Below are 19042 nucleotides of genomic sequence, written 5' to 3'. Positions count from 1 at the left end.
CGCCGGGCAGCGGAGCGAAGCCCGGGCCGGGGTACGTGAACAGCGCGACCTTGACAACCCCCTTCCGCTGCCTGAAGGCTGACCGACCAGTCGGTTTGAGGGAGTGGATCGTGGCCCAGCTGAGCATCTCCACCGCCGCGGGCGTGTTCGACGCCATCGCGGCAGGTCCGCCCGAGGGCCGCCCGGTCCTGCTGCTGCACGGTTTCCCCCAGACCGGGCTGGTATGGCGACGGCAGATCACGGCGTTGGCCGCGCAGGGCTACCGCGTGGTGGCGCCCGACCAGCGTGGATACTCCCCTCGGGTGCGCCCGGAGCGGCCCGAGGACTACCGCATCAGCATCCTGGTCGACGATGTCGTCGCGATCACGGAGGCACTGGGCTGGTCGACGTTCGACCTGGTCGGTCACGACTGGGGAGGCGCGGTGGCATGGTGGACCGCCGCCGCCCATCCGGGCCGCGTCCGCACCCTGACGGTCGTCTCGACCCCGCACCCCGGCGCTCTCGCCGACGCTCTGCGCACCGACGAGGATCAGCGCGCGCGGTCCCACTACATGCGCGACTGGCGCGAGACGCCCGCGACCGAGGATCGCATGCTGGCCGACGATGCCGAGCTGCTTCGCAAGCTCTACGCGGGAAAGGTGCCGCAGGCCGGCGCCGACGCCTACGTCCGGCACCTGTCCCGGCCGGGCGCCCTCACCGCGGCACTGAACTGGTACCGGTCCGGCCGCCCCGACGGCGCGATCGGCGTCATCGAGGTCCCCACTCTGTACGCCTGGAGCACCGAGGACACCGCGTTCGGCCCGGCTCCCGCGCAGGACACCGGGCGGTGGGTGAACGGGCCGTACCGGTTCGAGATCCTCCCGGGCGTCAGCCACTGGATCCCCGAGGAGGCACCCGAGACGCTGAACCGTCTGCTGCTCGACCACCTGCGAGCACACGGGAAGCACGGCACCACGGCGAACACCTCCCCCGGCAACGCGGCGGAGCGGGCGGCGGACCGCGCGCCGGACCGGGCGGCGGAGCGGGCACTCGACCATTGACCACCGCCCTTCGTCGTCGACGGCGACTGAGTCGACTGCGACGGAGTCAACGGCGGCCGAGAGGAATCACCGCGCTCCGCCCACTGTTGTTGCGCATGACAGGCACCGACTGATTCCCATGGAGGCCGAGCGTGTACGGCGACTCAGAGACGATCCGCAAGATCCTCACCGAGCGGGGTGACACCTGGGCGATCGTCGGACTCTCGTCGAACGAGCGCCGCGCGGCCCACGGCGTCGCCGACGTCCTCCAGCGCTACGGCAAGCGGATCGTGCCGGTGCACCCGAAGGCCGAGACGGTCCACAGCGAGCAGGGGTACGCGTCCCTCGCGGACATCCCCTTCGACGTCGATGTCGTCGACGTCTTCGTCAACAGCGACCTCGCCGGGGCGGTCGCGGACGAGGCCGTCGCGGTCGGCGCCAAGGCCGTCTGGTTCCAGCTCGACGTCATCGACGAGGCCGCGTACGACCGGACGCGCGCCGCCGGGCTCGACATGGTGATGGACCGCTGCCCGGCCATCGAGATCCCGCGACTCGGCTGAAGCGACGGGTCTGCGCCGCCCGGACCTCCGAGCGTCCAGGCCTGCGGGCTGCGGGCTGCGAGCTGCGGGCTGCGGGCTGCGGGCTGCGGGCTGCGGGCTGCGGGCTGCGCCAACCGACCCGGTCCGGCGGCCCGGCTCAAGAGGGGCCCGGCTCAAGAGGGGCCCGGCTCAAGAGGGGCCCGGCTCAAGAGGGGCCCGGCTCAAGAGGGGCCCGGGCACAGGCTGTTGACGCCGTGGGCCCGTACGGGTTTGCTGCTCCGGTGTCCATCCTTCGCATCGAAGCGCCGGACGACGAGGCCCGCCTCGCGGACTGGCGGCACGTGCACAACGTGATCGTGCCCCCCGCCGCCATGTCGCTCGACGACGTGCGCGAGCGCGTCCGGCGCAACCGCCTGGAGGTCGCCTATCTCGGCGACGTCCTGGTGGGCTGCACGACCGTGCGTCCGCCCACCGACGACGGCGCGACGGCGACCGTGATCGCGCGAGTGCTCGCCGAACACCGCGGACAGGGCTTCGGCGAGGAGCTGTACGCGCGCGGTCTGGAGCAGGCACGCGCGTTGGGCGCCGAGGTGATCGAGACGGTCGTCCTCGCGGCCAACGAGGACGGACTGCGCTTCGCCCGGCGACACGGCTTCGTGGAGATCGAGCGCTACGTCCTTCCAGGAGAGACCGCGGAATACATCGACCTGAGACTGAAGTGAACTCGGGCGGAACCCCGACGATCGGTCCGAACCGTCAAGCCCTCGGCCGGTCCCGCCCATCCCCTTCCCGGCCGTCCCGCCGGTCAGCCTCCCCGTCGTCCCGCCGGTCGTCTTCCCCGCCGTCCCACGGGGGATCCTCGGCATCGTCCCGCCGGTCGTCATCCGAACCGTCCCGCCGGTCAGCCTCCCCGTCGTCCCGCCGATCGTCTTCCCCGCCGTCCCACGGGGGATCCTCCGCGTCGTCCCGCCGGTCGTCTTCCCGGCTGTCCGCCCGGTCGAGAAAGCCCGCGACCGTCTCCCGGAAGGCCTTGGGGGCGTCGAGCCAGGGGAAGTGGCCGCAGCCCGGCAGGACGGCCAGTTCGGCCCGGGGGAACAGGTCCGCGACGGCGGCGGCGACACGTGGCAGCGGGCCGCTGTCCAGCTCGCCCGCGACGAGCAGAACGCGCGTGTCCCAGGCGGCCGCGACCGCACGGGCCTCGGCGGGCCTGAAGGCATCGGGGGCCGCGTAGCGATCGGCGGCCTTCTCGTTGGTCTGCTCCACGTCGGTCGCGGCATGCGCCATCGCCGCCGCGTCCCAACGCCCGTAGAAGAACGGCGTGGCCACGTCGAAGTCGGCGTCGGACGCGGTGCCGGCCCAGATCCGCCCGTACGCCTCGTGCGCGCTCTCGAACCACGGTTCCGCCGCGCGCCGCGCCGCACCCTCCGCGCGGTGCTCCGCGGTGAAGTCGACGCCGAGGGCCCGCGCCCGTCCGGTGACCAGGGTGAGGGTGCGGACGCGCCGCGGGTGGCGGACGGCGTAGAGGAGCGCGAGGTCGCCGCCCGCCGAATGGGCGAGGAGATCGACCCGGTCGAGCCGGAGGTGCGCGCGGAACGCCTCGACGTCGTCGACCTGCCGGTCGCAGCGATACGTCGCAGTGTCGGCCGGGAGCGCCGAGTCGCCGGTGCCCCGCAGATCGAGCACGCACAGCCGGCGGTGTCGCGTCAGCCCGCCGAGGTCTCCGAGGTAGGCGGAGGCGCGCATCGGTCCGCCGGGCAGGCAGAGGAGCGGTTCGCCCTCACCCCTCGTGTGATGGGCGAGTCGGTTCCCGTCGGCGGCGGCGAAAGTCGGCACGATCGCCATCGTCATCCGCACGGCACCGTACGGGCAAGCGGTTTGACGGATCATCAAATGATGTATGTCGACGGGAGGTTGTCCGATACGCACGTAAACGGGTGTTCAGCTCGACTCGGGCACGCGTCGCCTTCGTCTCCGGTTCTCCCGCCGTACGCCTCCGATTGCTTCCATCGGGAGATGGACCACATCACGTTCCTCGTGGCGGTCGTCATCGTCACGGCTCTGGCCTTCGATTTCACCAACGGCTTCCACGACACGGCGAACGCGATGGCCACGTCCATCGCGACCGGGGCCCTCAAACCGCGAACTGCGGTCCTCATCAGCGGTGTTCTGAACGTGGGCGGTGCGTTCCTGTCCACCGAGGTCGCCAAGACGATCTCCGGCGGAATCGTCGACGACACGCTCGTCACTCCGGGCATGATCTTCGCGGGCCTGATCGGGGCGATCCTGTGGAACCTGCTGACCTGGCTGCTCGGGCTACCCTCCAGTTCTTCGCACGCCCTGTTCGGCGGACTCATCGGCGCGGTGTGGGTCGGCGCCGGTGAGCAGGGCGTGCACTTCGACAAGGTGGCCGAGAAGATCCTGATCCCGGCGGTGGCCTCGCCGATCGTGGCCGGTGTCGCCGCGCTGCTGGCCACCTATCTCGCGTACCGGATCACCGCCCGCGCCCGCGAGAAGTCGGTGACCAAGGGCTTCCGGCTCGGGCAGATCGCCTCGGCCTCCCTGGTGTCGCTGGCGCACGGCACGAACGACGCGCAGAAGACGATGGGCGTCATCACGCTGACGCTGATCTCGGCGGGCGCGCTCGGCCATGACGCCGGTCCGCCGGTGTGGGTCATCGCGTCGGCGGGGCTCGCCATCGGGCTCGGCACCTATCTGGGTGGCTGGCGGATCATCCGGACCATGGGCAAGGGGCTCACCGACATCCGGTCGCCGCAGGGCTTCGCGGCCGAAGCGGCCGCCACGACGGTGATTCTCACCTCCGCCCACCGGGGGTTCGCGCTCTCCACCACGCAGGTCTGCTCGGGCGGCATCCTCGGCGCAGGACTGGGCAGGAAACTGGCCGAGGTGCGCTGGGGAACCGCGGGCCGTATGGCGGTCGCCTGGCTTGTCACGCTGCCGGCCGCCGCGCTGGTCGGCGGGGTGTCGGCGAGCGTGGTGAAGCACGGCGGGACCTTCGGCACCGTGGTGATCGCGCTCGTCGCGATGGCTGTCGCCTCGTTCATCGTCGCCGCCTCGCGCCGCAACCCGGTGCACGCCTCGAACGTCAACGAGCACCACGAGGTCACCGTCCGTACCGCGACGCCGGCCGGCGTCGGCACGGCCGCCTGAGCGAAGGAGGGTTCCGAAGATGCATCTCGACTGGACAGCACTCGGCGAGGTCGCCGCGGTCAGCGTCGGAGTCACCGTGGCAGCGGTCGTCGTCTTCGCCCTCGGCGTGCTGGGCCTCGCCCGCGTCGAGGCCGCGCGGGACGACGGCACCGGCGGCGACACCCTGGGGTTCGCCCAGGCCACGCTCTGCTTCCTCGGCTGCGCGGCCGTGGTGGCGTACGGCATCTATCTGATCGTGCCGCAATTCCACTGAAACGGCGGGAACAGGCCGATCGACGGACAATCGGAGCACGGGAAAAGGAGGGCCGGATGACGGAACTGCTGGCAGGTATGCGGGTGGACTACTCCGACCACGACGACCCCGTACTGATCCGGCCGGACGGCAGCCCGGTGGACACCTGGCGGGAGAACTACCCGTACGAGCAGCGCATGGAGCGCAAGGAGTACGAGTGGCACAAGCGGCTCCAGCAGATCGAGCTGCTGAAGCTGCAGAGCTGGATCAAGGTGACCGGACGTCGGCTCGTCGTCGTCTTCGAGGAGCGCGACGCGGCCGGCAAGGGCGGCACGATCAAGCGGTTCACCGAACATCTCAACCCGCGCGGCGCCCGTGTGGTGGCGCTGGAGAAGCCGACCGAACGGGAGCGCGGGCAGTGGTACTTCCAGCGGTACGTGGAGCATCTACCGACCGCGGGCGAGATCGTGATGTTCGACCGGTCCTGGTACAACCGCGCCGGGGTGGAGCGCGTGATGGGCTTCTGCACGGACGACGAGTACCGGCGCTTCATGCGGCAGGCGCCCGCGTTCGAGCGGATGCTCGTCGACGACGGCGTGGACCTGATCAAGTTCTGGTTCTCGGTCTCCCAGAGTGAGCAACGCACCCGCTTCACGATCCGCCAGGTCGACCCGGTACGGCAGTGGAAACTGAGCCCCATGGACCTGGCCTCGCTGGACCTCTGGGACGACTACACGGCGGCCAAGGTCGCCATGTTCCGCGAGACGGACACCGAGCAGGCGCCCTGGACCGTGGTGAAGAGCAACGACAAGAAGCGGGCCCGCGTCGAGGCCATGCGCAGCGTCCTGGCCCGCTTCGCCTACGCCGACAAGGACGAGGAGGTCGTCGGCAGCCCCGACCCGAGCATCGTGGGCGCGGCGGCGAACCTGCTGGAAGAGGGTGAGGAGAGCGAGGACGACGCGGCACCCACGGGCGACCGCGTGGCCGCGCACTGACAGCGTCGCCCACGGCACCGGCTCGACCGCACGTCACCCCGGACGCACGCGGACTCGACCGCACGCCAACCCGGGGACACACGGACCGACCGCGCACACCAGGTGCACGCGGAGTGACCGCACACCCAATCCGGGTGCACGCGGAGTCGACCGCATGTCGCCCCAGGGACACACGGGCTCGACCGCATGCCGACCCGGGTGCACACGGACTCGACTGCATGTCGCCCCCAGGTGGCGGGGGCTCGCCCGCACATCGGCTCCAGCACCCGCCCGGAGCCCCCGCACGGTGGCCTCAGTCGTGCGTCGGGCGGTCCGACAACCGGTGGTCGGCCAGGCTCAGCGCCTCGTCGACCACCCGGCGCAGATGCCCGTCCCCGAGCGAGTAGATCACCCTGCGCCCTTCCTTCCTCGTGTTCACGAGCCCGGCGAGACGGAGCCGGGCCAGGTGCTGGCTGACGGCCGGACGGGCCGCCCCGCAAACCTCGGTCAGCGTCGTGACATCGGCCTCGCCGCCGGTCAGGGCATGCAGCAGCGCGAGGCGGGTGCGATCACCGAGGAGGGCGAGGAGTTCGGCGGCGAGCGCGAACTGTTCCTCGCCGGGGGTGCGCGGGTGCGCATCATGTGCAGGTGATAGGTGCATGCGTGCGCTCATACGCACATAATGGCGTCGTGGACACCCGCGCGTCCACTCCCGCGCACGGAAGGGGACGAACGTGAACGACCGGCAAGAGGGCACCGACCGACCGGGCCATGGGCGCGAGCACGCCGACGGGCTGGGCCACGAGCACGAAGTCGGCCACGATCCCGGGCACAGGGACGGGAACGGGAACGGTCCCGGGCACGGAAACGGGCACGGAAACGGGCACTGGCACGGGAACAGGGACAGGGACGCAGACGCGGACGCGGACGGGAACAGGGACGAAGACGGCGCTCGGCACGGTCACCACAACGGTCCCGGCCACGGGCACGAAGAACACGGGGACCGGCACGGGCACGGGCACACACAAGCGCACCCTCACGCCCACTCCCCCGGTCGGCCGCACCCTCACCCCGGTTCCCATCCGCGGGGTCACAGCCATCCGCGCGGCCTCGGGAGCCGACTGCGTCATCTCCTCACCCCCCACTCCCACGAAACGGCCGACAAGCTCGACTCCGCGCTGGAGTCGTCGGCCCGGGGCATGCGGGCGCTGTGGGTCTCCCTGGCGGTCCTCGGCACAACGGCCCTGGCGCAGGCGGCCGTTGTCCTGCTGTCGGGGTCGGTCGCGCTGCTCGGCGACACCGTGCACAACGCGGCCGACGCGCTGACGGCCCTGCCGCTCGGGGTCGCCTTCGTGCTGGGCCGCCGTGCGGCGACCCGGCGCTTCACCTACGGCTACGGGCGGGCGGAGGACCTCGCGGGCATCGTGATCGTGCTGACGATCGCCGCGTCCGCCGCCTTCGCTGCCTGGGTGGCGGTCGGCCGGCTGCTCGATCCGCAGCCTGTGCGGCACCTCCCCGCAGTCGCGGTCGCCGCGCTCATCGGCTTCGCCGGCAACGAGTGGGTCGCCCGGCACCGCATCCGCGTAGGGCGTGAGATCGGCTCCGCCGCACTGGTCGCGGACGGACTCCACGCCCGTACCGACGGATTCACCTCACTCGCGGTGCTGGTGGGCGCGGGCGGCGCGGCCCTCGGATGGCAACTGGCCGACCCGCTGGTCGGGTTGGCGATCACCGCCGCGATCGTGCTGGTGCTGCGGGATGCCGCCCGGGAGGTCTTCCGGCGCGTGATGGACGCCGTGGAGCCGGAGTTGGTCGACCGCGCCGAGCGCGCGTTGCGGGAGGTCGCGGGGGTGCGTGACGTGGGCGAACTGCGGATGCGCTGGATCGGGCACCGGTTGCGCGCGGAGGTGGCGGTCGTGGTGGACGGCGAGGCGACCGTGCGCCGGGCCCACGACATCGCGGTGGAGGCCGAACACGCCCTGCTGCACGCCGTCCCGAAGCTGACCGCCGCCCTGGTCCACGCCGATCCGGCGCCGGCAGCCGGCGAGGCGGATCCGCACCGGACGCTCGCGCATCACGCCGCCGCCTGAACAGGCCACCGACCCCCGGCAGGAACGAATCCCCGTCGGACTCCGACCCGTCGACGAGAACGGATCCCGTGGAGGGCGGACGGTTCACGACCGGCGTGGAACGTCAGGCGATGCCCAGCCCCTCCATCACCACCGCGTTCGGCAGTTCCGCGAACGCCTTGCCCGGTACGAGGAGTTTGCCGCGCCGACGGCCACTGCCCACGAGCACGTACGGCAGCTCGACGACGGCCGCGTCCACCAACACCGGCCAGTCGTCCGGGAGTCCGACGGGGGTGATGCCGCCGTACTCCATGCCGGTCTCGCCGGTCGCGGTGTCCATCGGGGCGAACGAGGCCTTTCTGGCATCCAGTTGACGTCGTACGGCACCGTTCACGTCGACGCGCGTGGTGGACAGGACGATGCACGCGGCGAGCGTGGTCCGGCCGCCGCGCTTGGCCGCGACGACCACGCAGTTGGCGGACTGGTCGAGCAGTTCCTTGCCGTAGTGCTCGACGAAGGTGGCGGTGTCGGCCCACTCGGGGTTCGTCTCGACGTAGACGATCTGCTCGACGGGGGTGCCGCCGCGCCAGCCGCGCACGGCGTCGGCGACGGGGCGGGTGAGTTCGTCCAGGCAGTCGGGGGCGGGGACGGCGTGGTCGAAGTGTCCGATGGGTGCGCGCATGACGGCACGCTAACAGCCGTGCGGACCCACCCCGCCGGGGTCTTCCACGCACGGCGGAATCGACCCGCCGAAGGCCGTCGGCACACGATTCCGGACCGGCCGGCCGGCGGGCTTCGCCGCACGAATCCGGACGGGCCCTCGCCACGCACTTCGGTGCAGGAATCGGGACCGGCCCGCCAAGGACTTCAGCGCACGGATCGGGACCGGCCCGCCAGGGGCTTCAGTGCACGAGCGGGACCGACACGGCCATGACCATCTCGACCGGGACCTCGCCCTTGTTGGCGTACGTGTGGGGGGTGTTGGCCTCGAACGACGCGCTCGCCCCCTCGGGGACGAGGTGCTCGACGCCGTCGACGGTGAGGGTCATGTCGCCCGCGATGACGTGCACGAGTTCGACGGTGCCGGTCGGATGCGGGTCGGAGGGGCTGCCTTCGCCGGGCATGAGCCGCCAGTCCCACATCTCCAGCGGGCCGGGCGCCTCGGTGCCGGCCAGCAGCCGGTTGTAGCTGCCCGCTTCGGTGTGCCACAGCCGTACGGCCTGGTCTGCGGGGACGATCCGGACCTTGGGCCCCTGCTCGTAGTCGAGGAGGGTGGTGATGCTGACGCCCAGCGCGTCGCCGATCTTGACGACGGTACCCAGGCTGGGATTGGTCCTGGCCTGCTCGATCTGGATGAGCATGCCGCGGCTGACTCCGGCGCGAGCGGCGAGCGCCTCCAGGGTGAAGCCGCGCTCGGTGCGCCAGCGCTTCACATTGCGCGCCAGGGATTGAGTCAGCAGGTCGAGATCCGACACATTCCGTCCAATATTTTGAATGACAGAGTTCAATCAGGTGAACTATCGTATGGTGCACCTGATCGTCCACCGAACTGTACTGCGAGGCACCCCGTGACAGCACTCTTCGCCCTGGCCACCAGCCTCCTGTGGGGCCTGGCCGACTTCGGCGGAGGTCTGCTGACCCGGCGCGCGCCCGCCCTCACGGTGGTCGTCGCCTCCCAGTCGATCGCGGCGGTGGTCCTCGGCGCGATCGTGCTGGCCACCGGCGGCTGGAGCGCGGCGGGGCCGCAGCTGTGGTTCGCGGTCGCCGCGGGACTGGTGGGTCCGGTCGCGCTGCTCTCCTTCTACAAGGCGCTCGCGCTCGGACCGATGGGCGTGGTCTCCCCCCTCGGCTCGCTGGCCGTGGCCGTCCCCATCGGCGTCGGTCTGTTCCTCGGGGAGCGCCCGGGGCTGCTGCAGATCGCGGGCATCGCGGTCGCCGTGGCGGGTGTCGTCCTCGCGGGCGGACCCCAGCTGCGGGGCGCCCCCGTGCAGCGGCAGGCGATCCTCCTGACGCTCATCGCGGCCGCCGGCTTCGGCACGGTGTTCGCGCTGATCGCGGAGGCGTCGTCGTCGGTCACCGGACTCTTCCTGGCGCTGTTCGTGCAGCGCGTGACCAATGTCGTCACCGGTGGCGCGGCCCTGGCCGTCTCCGTTCGGCGCGGCGCCCCGGCCCTTCCCGAGGGCGGCTTCCCCTGGGTCTCCCTGCCCGCGCTCGCCTTCGTCGGTCTCGCCGACGTCGCGGCCAACGGCACCTACTCTGTCGCCGCCCAGCACGGCCCGGTCACCGTCGCCGCCGTCCTCGCCTCGCTCTACCCGGTGGTCACCGCCCTGGCCGCACGCGGTGTCCTCAGGGAACGGCTGCGCGCGGTGCAGGCCGCCGGAGCGGCGCTGGCGCTGGTCGGCACAGTTCTGCTGGCGACCGGCTGAGCCGGCTCAGCTGCGCGCGGTGCGGGCCGCCGGAGCGGCGCTGGCACTGGTCGGCACGGTGCTGCTGGCGACCGGCTCAGCCGGCTCCGGCCGACGGACCGGCCCACCCCGGAGGACGGACCCGGCCCACCCCGAACGACGAACCGCCCACCCCGGGGCGAAGGCCCGAGCCCGTCCCACCCCGGCGACAGACCACCCGCCCGCGGCCGAAGGCCCGGGTCCGGCTCGGTTCAGGACTCGGCGCGGATGTCCCCCGACGGCGCGTGTACGTCCTCGGCGGCGTCGCGCGCGTCGAGGTCCAGCTCCGCGAGCCGCGCGACCGTCTCCTCGTCCAGTTCCGACAGCGCCAGCAACTGCTCCGGGGTCACCCCGTCGGGAATCGGCACCGGCGGCGGTGTGCGCAGCGGCGGCTGCCAGCCGTCCACCGGGTCCCAGCGCCGGACGACCCGCGCGGGCGCCCCGGCGACGACGGAGTGGTCCGGCACCGAACCGCGTACCACCGCACCGGCGGCGACCACGACGTTCCGTCCGATCCGCGCGCCGGGAAGGATCACCGCTCCGGTCCCGATCCAGCAGCCGGGCCCGATCTCCACGGGCTCCATCCGCGGCCACTGCTTGCCGATGGGCTCGTGCGGATCGTCGTACGAGTGGTTGGTGGACGTGACATACACATAGGGCCCGAAGTAGCAGTCGTTGCCGATCGTGACCGTCGTGTCGGCGATGACATGGCTGCCGCGGCCGAGCACGACGCCGTCCCCGATGCGCAGGATCGGGTCGGCACCGAGGTCGAGATCGGGCATCAGGCCCGCGGTCAGCGTGACCTGCTCGGCGACGATGCAGTACGAGCCGAGGTGGATCCAGGGTTCACCGAAGACCGTGCCCAGCGGGAAGGCCAGTCTGGTGTTCTCTCCCATGGCACCGAAGCGGAACCGTCCCGGCCGCTCGGCCGAGACCGCGCCCGCGCGCTGAACCCAGGCCCAGCCCGCGTGGACGGCGCGCTGCGCGAGGCGTCGCCGCCATGATGAGAACGTGTTCTTGCTCCTGGACACCCGCTCACGTTACTCAGAGCGGACCACGCCGATGCGGCCGCACTGCTGTGATCTTCGCCCCACCGGGGGCGCGGAGCGATGGCATACGGTGCCGGTGTACTCAGAAGGACCGGACCACGAGAAGACGAGACGGTGACACGGTGACGACTCAGCAGGCGCTGATCAAGGGGATCGGCGGCAAGGATCCGCAGGTGGACCAGGAGGCGTTCGTGTCGCCCACCTCCGTGGTCATCGGGGACGTCACGCTGCACGCCGGCGCGAGTGTCTGGTACGGCGCGGTGCTGCGCGCCGACGCCGGCCCGATCGTCATCGGCGCCGGCAGCAATGTGCAGGACAACTGCACCCTGCATGTGGACCCCGGTTTCCCCATCACCGTCGGGGAGCGCGTCTCGATCGGCCACAACGCCGTCCTGCACGGCGCCACCGTGGAGGACGACTGTCTGATCGGCATGGGTGCCACGGTGCTCAACGGGGCCGTGATCGGGGCCGGCTCGCTGGTGGCCGCGCAGGCGCTGGTGCCCCAGGGGATGACGGTCCCGCCGGGCTCACTCGTCGCGGGTGTCCCCGCGAAGGTCAAGCGTCCGCTGACCGACGAGGAGCGCGAGGGTCTTTCACTGAACGGCGTCTTCTACGTGGAACTGGCGAAGGCGCACCGCGAGATCCACGAGTAGGTCCGAGCAGCCGCTCTACTCGGCGGCGGGGACCGGCTCCGGCTCCGCCGCGCCGTGCTCCGTCGCCGTCTTCTTCGCCTTGCGGCGGACGATCAGCATCGAGGCGACACCGATGAGCACTGCGGCGACCAGGCCGAGCCACGAGAAGCGCTTCAGCCAGGACTCGGCGACGACACCGACGTAGTAGATGACCGCGGTGGTGCCGCCGGCCCAGATGATGCCGCCGAGGACGTTGGCGATCAGGAACTTCCAGTACGGCATCCGCAGCACACCGGCGAGCGGGCCCGCGAAGATCCGCAGCAGGGCGATGAAGCGGCCGAAGAAGACGGCCCACATGCCCCACTTCTGGAAGGAGCGCTCGGCCGTGGCGACATGGGCTTCGCCGAAGTGTCTGGGGAACTTCGCGCCGAGCCAGGCGAGCAGCGGGCGTCCGCCCTTGCGGCCGATGGCGTATCCGATGGAGTCGCCGACGATCGCTCCGAGGCTGGCGCACGCGCCGAGGACGACCGGGTTGATGCCGCCGTGCTGCGAGGACAGCAGCGCCGCCGAGACCAGGACGATCTCTCCGGGCAACGGGATGCCCAGGCTCTCGAGGCCGATGACCAGGGCCACGAGCGCGTAGATACTGACCGCGGGCACCGTCTCGAGCCAGTCCTGGACGTGCAACGCCGGTTCCTCCCGTTTCGGTGTGTGTGACCGGGCGACCGTGTTTCGCGTGATCATCCGGGATGCGTTTCCCCGGGGCGCCCGCCGGGAAGCCTACCCGGTCACCCTGAACGGCGGCCGGGACGTGCGGCTTGTCACGTCCGGCGACGCCAGGTCTCGTAGTGGTCGAGGAGGGTCTCCTCCACCGGGCGGTAGGTGATCCCCAGTTCCCGCACGCTCCGGCTGTTGTCCACGGGGAACCGGATGCCGAGGTGTTTGCGGATGTAGTCCTGGGTCAGTCCGAACGCCGGACCCAGGATGCGGACCGGCCAGTGCGGGAGCGCGGTGCGGGGCAGCCGGAGGGAGCGGGGATACCGGCCGCGGATGACGCGCGCCATGTCGTGGAAGGACGTCATCGTCTCGGCCGCGACGATGTAGCGGCCCTTGGCGCCGCTGTGCTCCGCCGCCGCGATGTGCGCGTCGGCGACCTCGCGGACGTCCGCCGTGGTGAAGCTGAAATCGGGTGCGCCGTAGAAGAAGTAGCCCTTGAACAGTTCCTCCAGCAGGAAGAGGCTGCCGGATTCCGACGCGGGGGTGAGGGACGGGCCGAGGATCAGGCCGGGGTTGACGGACACCAGACGCCAGCGGTCCTGGGCCGCCTCCGCCTCCCACGCCGCGCGTTCCGCGAGCGTCTTCGCGTAGTGGTACGGGTTGTTCTCGACGGTGCTGGTGGTGTTGAAGTACTTCTCCGACAGGACACCGCCGTCCATGCTCCGGACGTCGATGTAGTCGCCGAAGATGGCGCCGACGGTGGAGGTGAGGACGACCTTCTCGACCGTCGGTGTCCGTTCCACACCCGCGAGCACGTTGCGGGTGCCGAGCAGGGCCGGGTCGACCATGTCCCGGCGCCCGTCCTTGATCTTCTCCGGCATCAGGAACGGCGACGCCACGTGGAAGACCACGCCGCAGCCGCTCATCGCCGCGTCGAAGGACCCGTCGGCCAGCAGATCCGCCTCGAACAGCTCAAGCCTGCCGGGAAACGCCTCCCGCATCTCCCGGAGCGGCCGCACCTTCGCCGCGTTCGCGGTCGTTCGTACGGTGGTGTGGACCCGGTAGCCCCGCTCCAGCAGCCGCCTCACCAGGTGGCTCCCGACGAACCCGCTGCCACCGGTCACCAGAACGGCGCTCCGCCCGCGTACGCCCACGCTCGCACTCCTCGGTCCCGGTCCCGGCGCCTGGCCGTGTCCTACAGGCGGTGCGCGCGCACCACCCGTAGGTCAGGGTCGGGCATGGAGGGCCGGAAGGGAACAGGTGGTCACTCCGCCAGCCAGGACGTGGTGAGGTCCTGCACGGCCGAGCCGTCGGCGTCGGCGAGCTTGACGCCCGTGAAGCCTGCCGCCCACTCGGAGCTCTGATAGCGGAACCGGGGCGCGTCGGCCGTCAGGGCCGCGACGACGACCTCCGCGCATTCGCGTGCGCTCTGGGCCGCGGAGAACGACTTCGCGGTGCGGTCGAGATAGGCGCCGATCACCGGCCGGTAGACACCCGCGCCGGCGACGAGTGCCTCGATGTCGCGGTCGGCGCGGACGTTGGCGACGAACTCGGTGGCCACCGCGCCGGGCTCGATCACGCTGACCGCGACGCCGAGCCTGCCGACGACCGGGGCGAGGCTTTCCATCCAGCCCTCGACGGCGAACTTGGCGGCGCAGTAGGCCTCGTTGAACGGCTGGCCGACCACACCGCCGACGCTCGTGACCGTGATCAGACAGCCCTGGGAGGCGCGCAGATGCGGCAGCGCGGCCTTGGTCACCTGGACGACGCCGAAGAAGTTGACCTCCATCACGTCACGGACATCGTCGACGCTCTCCAGCTCGATGGTGCCGACGTGCCCGGCGCCCGCGTTGTTGATCAGGGCGTCCAGCCGTCCGTACTCGGCGATCACCGCTTCGACACAGTCGGCGACCGAGTCGGGGTCGGTGACGTCGAGCTGCCGGACGTCGACACCGGGCAGCCGCTCGCGCAGCGGGCCGGCCTTGCCGGTGTCCCGCATGGTCGCGACGACCGTGTAGCCGGCCTGTTCGGCGAGGACGGCGGTCTCCAGACCGATGCCGGTGGACGTACCGGTGACAAGGGCGATCTTCATGACAAGGCCTCCATGATTGCGTGTACACACACATATTAGAGTTGCGTGTGCACGCACGCAACTGGGTAGACTCGTGTCGTGACGGAGATCAGGCTGAAGCAGGCGGAGCTGGCGGTAGAGGACCAGGCGTACTACCGCATCGTGGGAGTGGGCACCGCCCTCACCGCACGGGCGAACGCCCGCCTGGAACACGATTTCCGGCTGCCGGCGTCCTGGTTCGAGGTGCTGCTCTGGCTCTACCACCAGGACGGCCCCCTGTCGGCCACCGATCTGGGTTCCTGCGCGCTGATCAGCCGCAGCCAGGTCTCCCGGGTCATCGACGCGCTCCAGTCGCGGGGCCTGGTCACCCGCGCCCCCTCGGCCACCGACGCCCGGTCCGTCGAGGTGACCATCACCGAGGAGGGCCGGGACCTCTTCGAACGTGCGGACCGGGCCCGCCGCGAGGCCCTCGCACCCGCCCTGACGGAGAAGCTGGAGCCGGCCGAACTGGAAGAGCTGGCCCGCATCCTCCTCAAGCTCAAGTACTGACCCGGCTCCGGTCCCCCCGGGCAGTCGCCAGGGGTGCCCGTGCGCTCCCCCATGCCAAGGGGTACTCCCCCGGACGCCCGGCCGGTCCGGCCCGAACTGCCGGACCGGCCGGGCGCCTTGGCCAGAGACCCTGATCGGGGGCCGGTGCCTAGGCGAAGGGCGTGAGGAAGTCCCGTACGGGCAGGGCGTGGTCGACGATGCGGGTGTCGCCGATCCAGCCGTAGAAGCCCTGCCCGAAGTTCTCGTCGAACTGGGTGGCACCGATGACGAAGGGCTTGCCGAGCGTCGCGATCCCCGTGGACGGCTGCGTGGGATTGCGGGCGATCTTCGAACCGTCGACGTACAGCACGGTGCGGCGACCGTCGTTGACGACGGCTACATGGGTCCAGCGGCCCACAGGGAGGGCGTGGCTCCAAGAGGTCGGGTCGGCGTCCTGCTGTGACGGATAGACGACGAACTGCAGGAACCGCTCCGGCGACAGATTGAGGCTGCAGGTGGGCTCCAGCGTGGACCAGCCGGTCGTCTTGCCCGCGTCGCCGTTGCGGCCCTCCCAGCTCAGGATGCCCATCCAGGCGTGGTCGCCCTCGAAGGGGTCGGGCAGCCTGATGAACGTCTCGATGGTGTAGCCGCGGGTGAACTTCGCACTGTTCAGGGCGGCTTGGGCGCCCGTCGTCAGGATGGCGCCGCGGTCGGGGCTCTTGCCGCCGTCGAAGTGGAGGCTGGCGTGGGCGGGTTGACCGGGATGGTGGTCCCCCGACCAGGTGAGGACGGCCGGGCCGCTCGCGTGCAGCCGGCTCACGGTCAGGTCGTTCCCGTGGCCCGTGAGGTCCCGTACGACTGTGCCGTCCGCGACGGAAGCGCCCGGGGCCGTCCCGGAGCCGTCGAAACGCCAGTACGCCACCGTGCCCCGCGGCATCGCGGCGGAGGCGGGGCGCGGCTTCGGCGGGACGACGGGCGCGAAGCCCTTGAAGCGTTCGTCGAAGTCGACGCTCAGGCTGAACCGGTCGACGGGGCCGGTCAGTTCGATGGTCTCGGCCTCCAGCGGCGACCGCTTCTCGGGGTCGCGGGCGAGGAACCACGGCGCGAACGTCTCGACGTCGATGACGCCCCGGACCAGGTCGAAGGAGTAGGTGCGGATCATCCCGGCGCCGCCGTAGTAGCGGTCCTGGTAGTTGGTGATGTGGACGTGGACATCGTTGTCTGCGTCGTTGGACAGGACCGTGCACCCGGGCGGCCAGTAGTGGCCGCCGAGGGCGAGGAAGATCTGGTCGTTGCCCCGGACGAGACCGTCCCACAGGCGCTTGCCGTTGTCCGAGAGCTGGGCCTTGCCGTCGTCGTCCGACCACGCGATGTCGTGCGTGGTGAGCACGGCGGGAAGCGTGGGGTGGGCGTCCAGGACGCCCTGCGCCCAGCGCAGCCCCTTGTCCGACACCCGCCAGTCCAGGGCGAGCACCAGCCACTCCCGGCCGCCCGCGCGCAGCACGTGGTAGCTGTTGTAGCCGTCGGGAGAGGCGCCGCGGAAGGTGGGCATGGAGGCGTAGCGCTCGGGGCCGAACGCGGCGAGGTAGGCCGTGTGTCCCCGCTGGTCGTCCGTCGAGGACGGGATGTCGTGGTTGCCGGCCAGGACGCTGTAGGGAACCTTGCCGTGGAGGGTGCGGAAGGTGTCGGCGGCGCGTCCGATCTCGTCCTCGGTGCCGTGTTCGGTGACATCGCCGAGGTGCGTCATGAACGCGATGTTCGCCTCGGCCCGCTCCGCCACGAGGTAGCGGAAGGTCTCGCGCAGCGGGGCCGGGTCCGCGCTGTCGGCGTCGAAGAGGTACTGCGTGTCGGGAAGGACGGCCAGCGCGAAGCGCGGGCTCTCGGTGTCGAACCGGCCTCCCTGACCTGTGGTCGCGGCCCGCGCCGGGGTCGTCTCGAATGCCGCTGTCGCCGCGCCGGCCGCCGGTACGGCGACCGCGGCGCGCAGCAACGCCCGTCTGCCCGGCCCGTTCTGCTGTCCTGCCGTGCTCATGTGCCCTCCAGGTGAGCAAGATTGGGGTCAGGGGGCACGGTGCTGACCTGCCATGGCCGGGCAGTGGCAGTGAGCTGAACGACTCATTGTGTTCGCCGCACGATTGGCGTCCTGCGTGGTGGCCCGGGGCGCGGCCCCCGATTCCGGGGCGAACGACCGGGATCGCATACACGCTCTCCGGTCCTGGAACTCCCCTTGCCGTCAAGGGAGTTGATAGAACGGATCATCGACTTCCGCCCCACCTCTCCCACAAGGAGCTTGCTGTGACCGTCACCGCCGAAGACATCTACGCCATGGCCCCCTACGCCAGGACGCTGGGCGTGCGCTTCACCGCCCTGTCGGCCGAGGGAGTGCACGCCGAACTCGACTTCGTGCACGAACTGTCCACCGTGGGCGGCGGGTTGCACGGGGGCGCGCTGATGGGCCTGGCCGACGTCGCCTCGGCGGTGTGCGCCGCGCTGAACGGCCCCGCGGGCGCCGTTCCCGCCACCACCACCTCAACCACCCATTTCCTGCGGCCCGTGCGCGAGGGAGCCGCGTACGCGAAGGCCCGCGTGCTGCGGGTGGGGCGCGACACGGCGGTCGTGGAGTGCGACATCGAGGACGACCGGCAACAGCTCTGCACCCGGGTCACACAGACGGTGAGCGTACGGGTGCCGCGCGGCTGACCGGGGCCGGGGCGCGGGACGGCACCCGGCCGCGGCACGGGTCGGCCCCGGCCTCGGCACGGGTGGGCACCCGGTCGCGGCATGCGTCGCCGCCCGGTCGCGGCATGCGTCGCCGCCCGGTCGGGGCAGAGGTCGCCGCCCGGCTCGACGCCAAGGTCGGGGCGAGGGCGAGGGCGAGGGCGAGGGCGGGAGCAGGGGCGGGGCGCGGGTCGGGTGGGCACCCGGCTCGGCACCAAGGCCGGGGCGGGTCGGGAGGCCGGCATCGGCGCGGGCCCCGGCGTAGCGGCCGAGGGCCCCGATCGGGTCGTACTCCCCCGTCAGGGCCCTACGCGCGAGGCGGGTCTCAGCCGTTCGGGCGGAGCGTCCAGACAACGGTCATCTCGCCGGTCACGGCACCGTCAGCACGCTGGATCGCAATGGCGACCGGGAACTCGGGACGCCGGCCGGCGTCGAGTTCGGCGACGACGTCGGCGGCAGGCCGCCCGAGCGTCGCGGTGGCCGTGACGGGGCCCATGGCGAGCTTCTTGTACGCGATCTCGGCGCTGACCGCGAGCGGCACGGCCCGGGAGAGCTGGTCCCCGAAGGCGGCGAGAACGATCGCCCCGCTCGCCGACTCCCCCAGCGTGAACATGGCCCCGGCGTGCGGTCCGCCGACGTGGTTGTGGAAGTCGCCCTGGTCCGGGAGCGCCACGACGGCCTTCTCCGGAGTGGTCTCCACGAACTCGAGGTTCAGGGTCCGGGCCATCGGCACGGTCGCGGCGAGCATCTCGCCGATCGTCATCTGGTCTGCGCTCATAGCGCGATGTTACCCATGGGTAGCAAGTCTTGACCAGCCCCGGTGCCCGGCGCCGAAGTCGATCAGCGGTGCGGGCGGAGCCACACTCCGGTACAGGCCTGACG

General features: G+C 71.4%; 21 protein-coding genes. 11 read left to right on the top strand and 10 right to left on the bottom strand.

Annotated elements, in window-relative coordinates:
- The first annotated feature begins 119 nt into the window (after nt 1–119).
- The 3 genes from ACFYR3_RS30550 to ACFYR3_RS30540 all read left to right on the top strand — a co-directional run bounded on the left by ACFYR3_RS30550 (nt 120) and on the right by ACFYR3_RS30540 (nt 2280).
- Nucleotides 120–1040, top strand: coding sequence for an alpha/beta fold hydrolase (locus ACFYR3_RS30550; RefSeq protein WP_389285253.1), 921 nt, complete (start codon nt 120–122; stop codon nt 1038–1040).
- Nucleotides 1041–1171: 131 nt separating this feature from the next.
- Entirely contained in the window at nt 1172–1579 is a 408-nt protein-coding gene (locus ACFYR3_RS30545; RefSeq protein ID WP_389285237.1) for a CoA-binding protein, read from the top strand.
- A gap of 260 nt (nt 1580–1839) precedes the next feature.
- Nucleotides 1840–2280, top strand: coding sequence for a GNAT family N-acetyltransferase (locus ACFYR3_RS30540; protein WP_355838472.1), 441 nt, complete (start codon nt 1840–1842; stop codon nt 2278–2280).
- A gap of 34 nt (nt 2281–2314) precedes the next feature.
- Here the strand turns inward: ACFYR3_RS30540 and ACFYR3_RS30535 are convergent, their stop codons facing one another.
- Nucleotides 2315–3406: an alpha/beta hydrolase gene (locus ACFYR3_RS30535; RefSeq protein WP_355838469.1), complete on the bottom strand. Its 1092-nt coding sequence runs from the start codon at nt 3404–3406 to the stop codon at nt 2315–2317.
- A 165-nt stretch (nt 3407–3571) separates the two neighbouring features.
- Here ACFYR3_RS30535 and ACFYR3_RS30530 point away from each other — a divergent pair, with 165 nt between their 5' ends.
- The 3 genes from ACFYR3_RS30530 to ppk2 are packed head-to-tail and all read left to right on the top strand — an operon-like array spanning nt 3572 to nt 5953.
- A complete protein-coding gene (locus tag ACFYR3_RS30530; RefSeq protein WP_389285236.1) occupies nt 3572–4726 on the top strand; it encodes an anion permease in 1155 nt (384 codons plus the stop codon).
- A gap of 19 nt (nt 4727–4745) precedes the next feature.
- The gene (locus tag ACFYR3_RS30525; RefSeq protein ID WP_355838463.1) at nt 4746–4979 is read left to right on the top strand and encodes a hypothetical protein; all 234 of its coding nucleotides are present in this window, start codon (nt 4746–4748) and stop codon (nt 4977–4979) included.
- Nucleotides 4980–5035: 56 nt separating this feature from the next.
- Nucleotides 5036–5953: a polyphosphate kinase 2 gene (ppk2, locus tag ACFYR3_RS30520; protein ID WP_389285235.1), complete on the top strand. Its 918-nt coding sequence runs from the start codon at nt 5036–5038 to the stop codon at nt 5951–5953.
- Between the two features lie 292 nt (nt 5954–6245).
- Here the strand turns inward: ppk2 and ACFYR3_RS30515 are convergent, their stop codons facing one another.
- On the bottom strand, nt 6246–6605 hold the full coding sequence (locus ACFYR3_RS30515; RefSeq protein ID WP_355838457.1) for a metalloregulator ArsR/SmtB family transcription factor: 360 nt from the start codon (nt 6603–6605) through the stop codon (nt 6246–6248).
- A 61-nt stretch (nt 6606–6666) separates the two neighbouring features.
- Here ACFYR3_RS30515 and ACFYR3_RS30510 point away from each other — a divergent pair, with 61 nt between their 5' ends.
- A complete protein-coding gene (locus tag ACFYR3_RS30510) occupies nt 6667–8022 on the top strand; it encodes a cation diffusion facilitator family transporter (protein WP_389285234.1) in 1356 nt (451 codons plus the stop codon).
- A 103-nt stretch (nt 8023–8125) separates the two neighbouring features.
- Here the strand turns inward: ACFYR3_RS30510 and ACFYR3_RS30505 are convergent, their stop codons facing one another.
- Together ACFYR3_RS30505 and ACFYR3_RS30500 are read right to left on the bottom strand one after the other, a co-directional pair.
- Nucleotides 8126–8683: a YbaK/EbsC family protein gene (locus tag ACFYR3_RS30505; protein WP_355838453.1), complete on the bottom strand. Its 558-nt coding sequence runs from the start codon at nt 8681–8683 to the stop codon at nt 8126–8128.
- 220 nt (nt 8684–8903) lie between these two features.
- Nucleotides 8904–9476 (bottom strand): XRE family transcriptional regulator, encoded by a 573-nt coding sequence (locus ACFYR3_RS30500; protein ID WP_355838450.1) that lies wholly within the window; start codon nt 9474–9476, stop codon nt 8904–8906.
- A 93-nt stretch (nt 9477–9569) separates the two neighbouring features.
- Between ACFYR3_RS30500 and ACFYR3_RS30495 the strand changes: the two genes are divergently transcribed.
- Nucleotides 9570–10427: an EamA family transporter gene (locus ACFYR3_RS30495; RefSeq protein ID WP_355838447.1), complete on the top strand. Its 858-nt coding sequence runs from the start codon at nt 9570–9572 to the stop codon at nt 10425–10427.
- A gap of 230 nt (nt 10428–10657) precedes the next feature.
- On the opposite strand, the gene ACFYR3_RS30490 is transcribed toward ACFYR3_RS30495, so the two are convergent.
- On the bottom strand, nt 10658–11476 hold the full coding sequence (locus ACFYR3_RS30490; protein ID WP_355838445.1) for an acyltransferase: 819 nt from the start codon (nt 11474–11476) through the stop codon (nt 10658–10660).
- Nucleotides 11477–11616: 140 nt separating this feature from the next.
- Between ACFYR3_RS30490 and ACFYR3_RS30485 the strand changes: the two genes are divergently transcribed.
- Entirely contained in the window at nt 11617–12147 is a 531-nt protein-coding gene (locus ACFYR3_RS30485; RefSeq protein WP_355838442.1) for a gamma carbonic anhydrase family protein, read from the top strand.
- Nucleotides 12148–12162: 15 nt separating this feature from the next.
- Here the strand turns inward: ACFYR3_RS30485 and ACFYR3_RS30480 are convergent, their stop codons facing one another.
- The 3 genes from ACFYR3_RS30480 to ACFYR3_RS30470 form a co-directional block, all read right to left on the bottom strand.
- Complete coding sequence (locus ACFYR3_RS30480; RefSeq protein ID WP_355838439.1) at nt 12163–12813, bottom strand: DedA family protein; 651 nt, start codon at nt 12811–12813, stop codon at nt 12163–12165.
- Between the two features lie 134 nt (nt 12814–12947).
- Complete coding sequence (locus tag ACFYR3_RS30475) at nt 12948–13997, bottom strand: NAD-dependent epimerase/dehydratase family protein (protein WP_355838436.1); 1050 nt, start codon at nt 13995–13997, stop codon at nt 12948–12950.
- A 110-nt stretch (nt 13998–14107) separates the two neighbouring features.
- Nucleotides 14108–14935, bottom strand: coding sequence for an SDR family oxidoreductase (locus ACFYR3_RS30470; protein ID WP_389285233.1), 828 nt, complete (start codon nt 14933–14935; stop codon nt 14108–14110).
- Nucleotides 14936–15013: 78 nt separating this feature from the next.
- Here ACFYR3_RS30470 and ACFYR3_RS30465 point away from each other — a divergent pair, with 78 nt between their 5' ends.
- A complete protein-coding gene (locus tag ACFYR3_RS30465) occupies nt 15014–15463 on the top strand; it encodes a MarR family transcriptional regulator (RefSeq protein ID WP_355838431.1) in 450 nt (149 codons plus the stop codon).
- A 148-nt stretch (nt 15464–15611) separates the two neighbouring features.
- On the opposite strand, the gene ACFYR3_RS30460 is transcribed toward ACFYR3_RS30465, so the two are convergent.
- A complete protein-coding gene (locus tag ACFYR3_RS30460) occupies nt 15612–17474 on the bottom strand; it encodes a LamG-like jellyroll fold domain-containing protein (RefSeq protein WP_355838428.1) in 1863 nt (620 codons plus the stop codon).
- 263 nt (nt 17475–17737) lie between these two features.
- Here ACFYR3_RS30460 and ACFYR3_RS30455 point away from each other — a divergent pair, with 263 nt between their 5' ends.
- On the top strand, nt 17738–18142 hold the full coding sequence (locus ACFYR3_RS30455; RefSeq protein WP_355838425.1) for a PaaI family thioesterase: 405 nt from the start codon (nt 17738–17740) through the stop codon (nt 18140–18142).
- Nucleotides 18143–18485: 343 nt separating this feature from the next.
- Here the strand turns inward: ACFYR3_RS30455 and ACFYR3_RS30450 are convergent, their stop codons facing one another.
- On the bottom strand, nt 18486–18938 hold the full coding sequence (locus tag ACFYR3_RS30450; protein ID WP_266756182.1) for a DUF4442 domain-containing protein: 453 nt from the start codon (nt 18936–18938) through the stop codon (nt 18486–18488).
- Between the last annotated feature and the right edge of the window lie 104 nt (nt 18939–19042).

The sequence above is a fragment of the Streptomyces sp. NPDC005784 genome, from assembly GCF_042871525.1.
GTDB lineage: Bacteria > Actinomycetota > Actinomycetes > Streptomycetales > Streptomycetaceae > Streptomyces.
The sequence above is the reverse complement of the archived record's forward strand: the minus strand, read 5'-3'. Positions and strand labels throughout refer to the sequence as shown.

Bases quoted from the DNA above. Each gene is read 5' to 3' on its own strand.
- ACFYR3_RS30535 (WP_355838469.1), bottom strand. From the start codon at position 3,406: ATGACGATGGCGATCGTGCCGACTTTCGCCGCCGCCGACGGGAACCGA.
- ACFYR3_RS30530 (WP_389285236.1), top strand. From the start codon at position 3,572: ATGGACCACATCACGTTCCTCGTGGCGGTCGTCATCGTCACGGCTCTG.
- ACFYR3_RS30525 (WP_355838463.1), top strand. From the start codon at position 4,746: ATGCATCTCGACTGGACAGCACTCGGCGAGGTCGCCGCGGTCAGCGTC.
- ppk2 (WP_389285235.1), top strand. From the start codon at position 5,036: ATGACGGAACTGCTGGCAGGTATGCGGGTGGACTACTCCGACCACGAC.
- ACFYR3_RS30515 (WP_355838457.1), bottom strand. From the start codon at position 6,605: ATGAGCGCACGCATGCACCTATCACCTGCACATGATGCGCACCCGCGC.
- ACFYR3_RS30505 (WP_355838453.1), bottom strand. From the start codon at position 8,683: ATGCGCGCACCCATCGGACACTTCGACCACGCCGTCCCCGCCCCCGAC.
- ACFYR3_RS30470 (WP_389285233.1), bottom strand. From the start codon at position 14,935: ATGAAGATCGCCCTTGTCACCGGTACGTCCACCGGCATCGGTCTGGAG.
- ACFYR3_RS30460 (WP_355838428.1), bottom strand. From the start codon at position 17,474: ATGAGCACGGCAGGACAGCAGAACGGGCCGGGCAGACGGGCGTTGCTG.
- ACFYR3_RS30450 (WP_266756182.1), bottom strand. From the start codon at position 18,938: ATGAGCGCAGACCAGATGACGATCGGCGAGATGCTCGCCGCGACCGTG.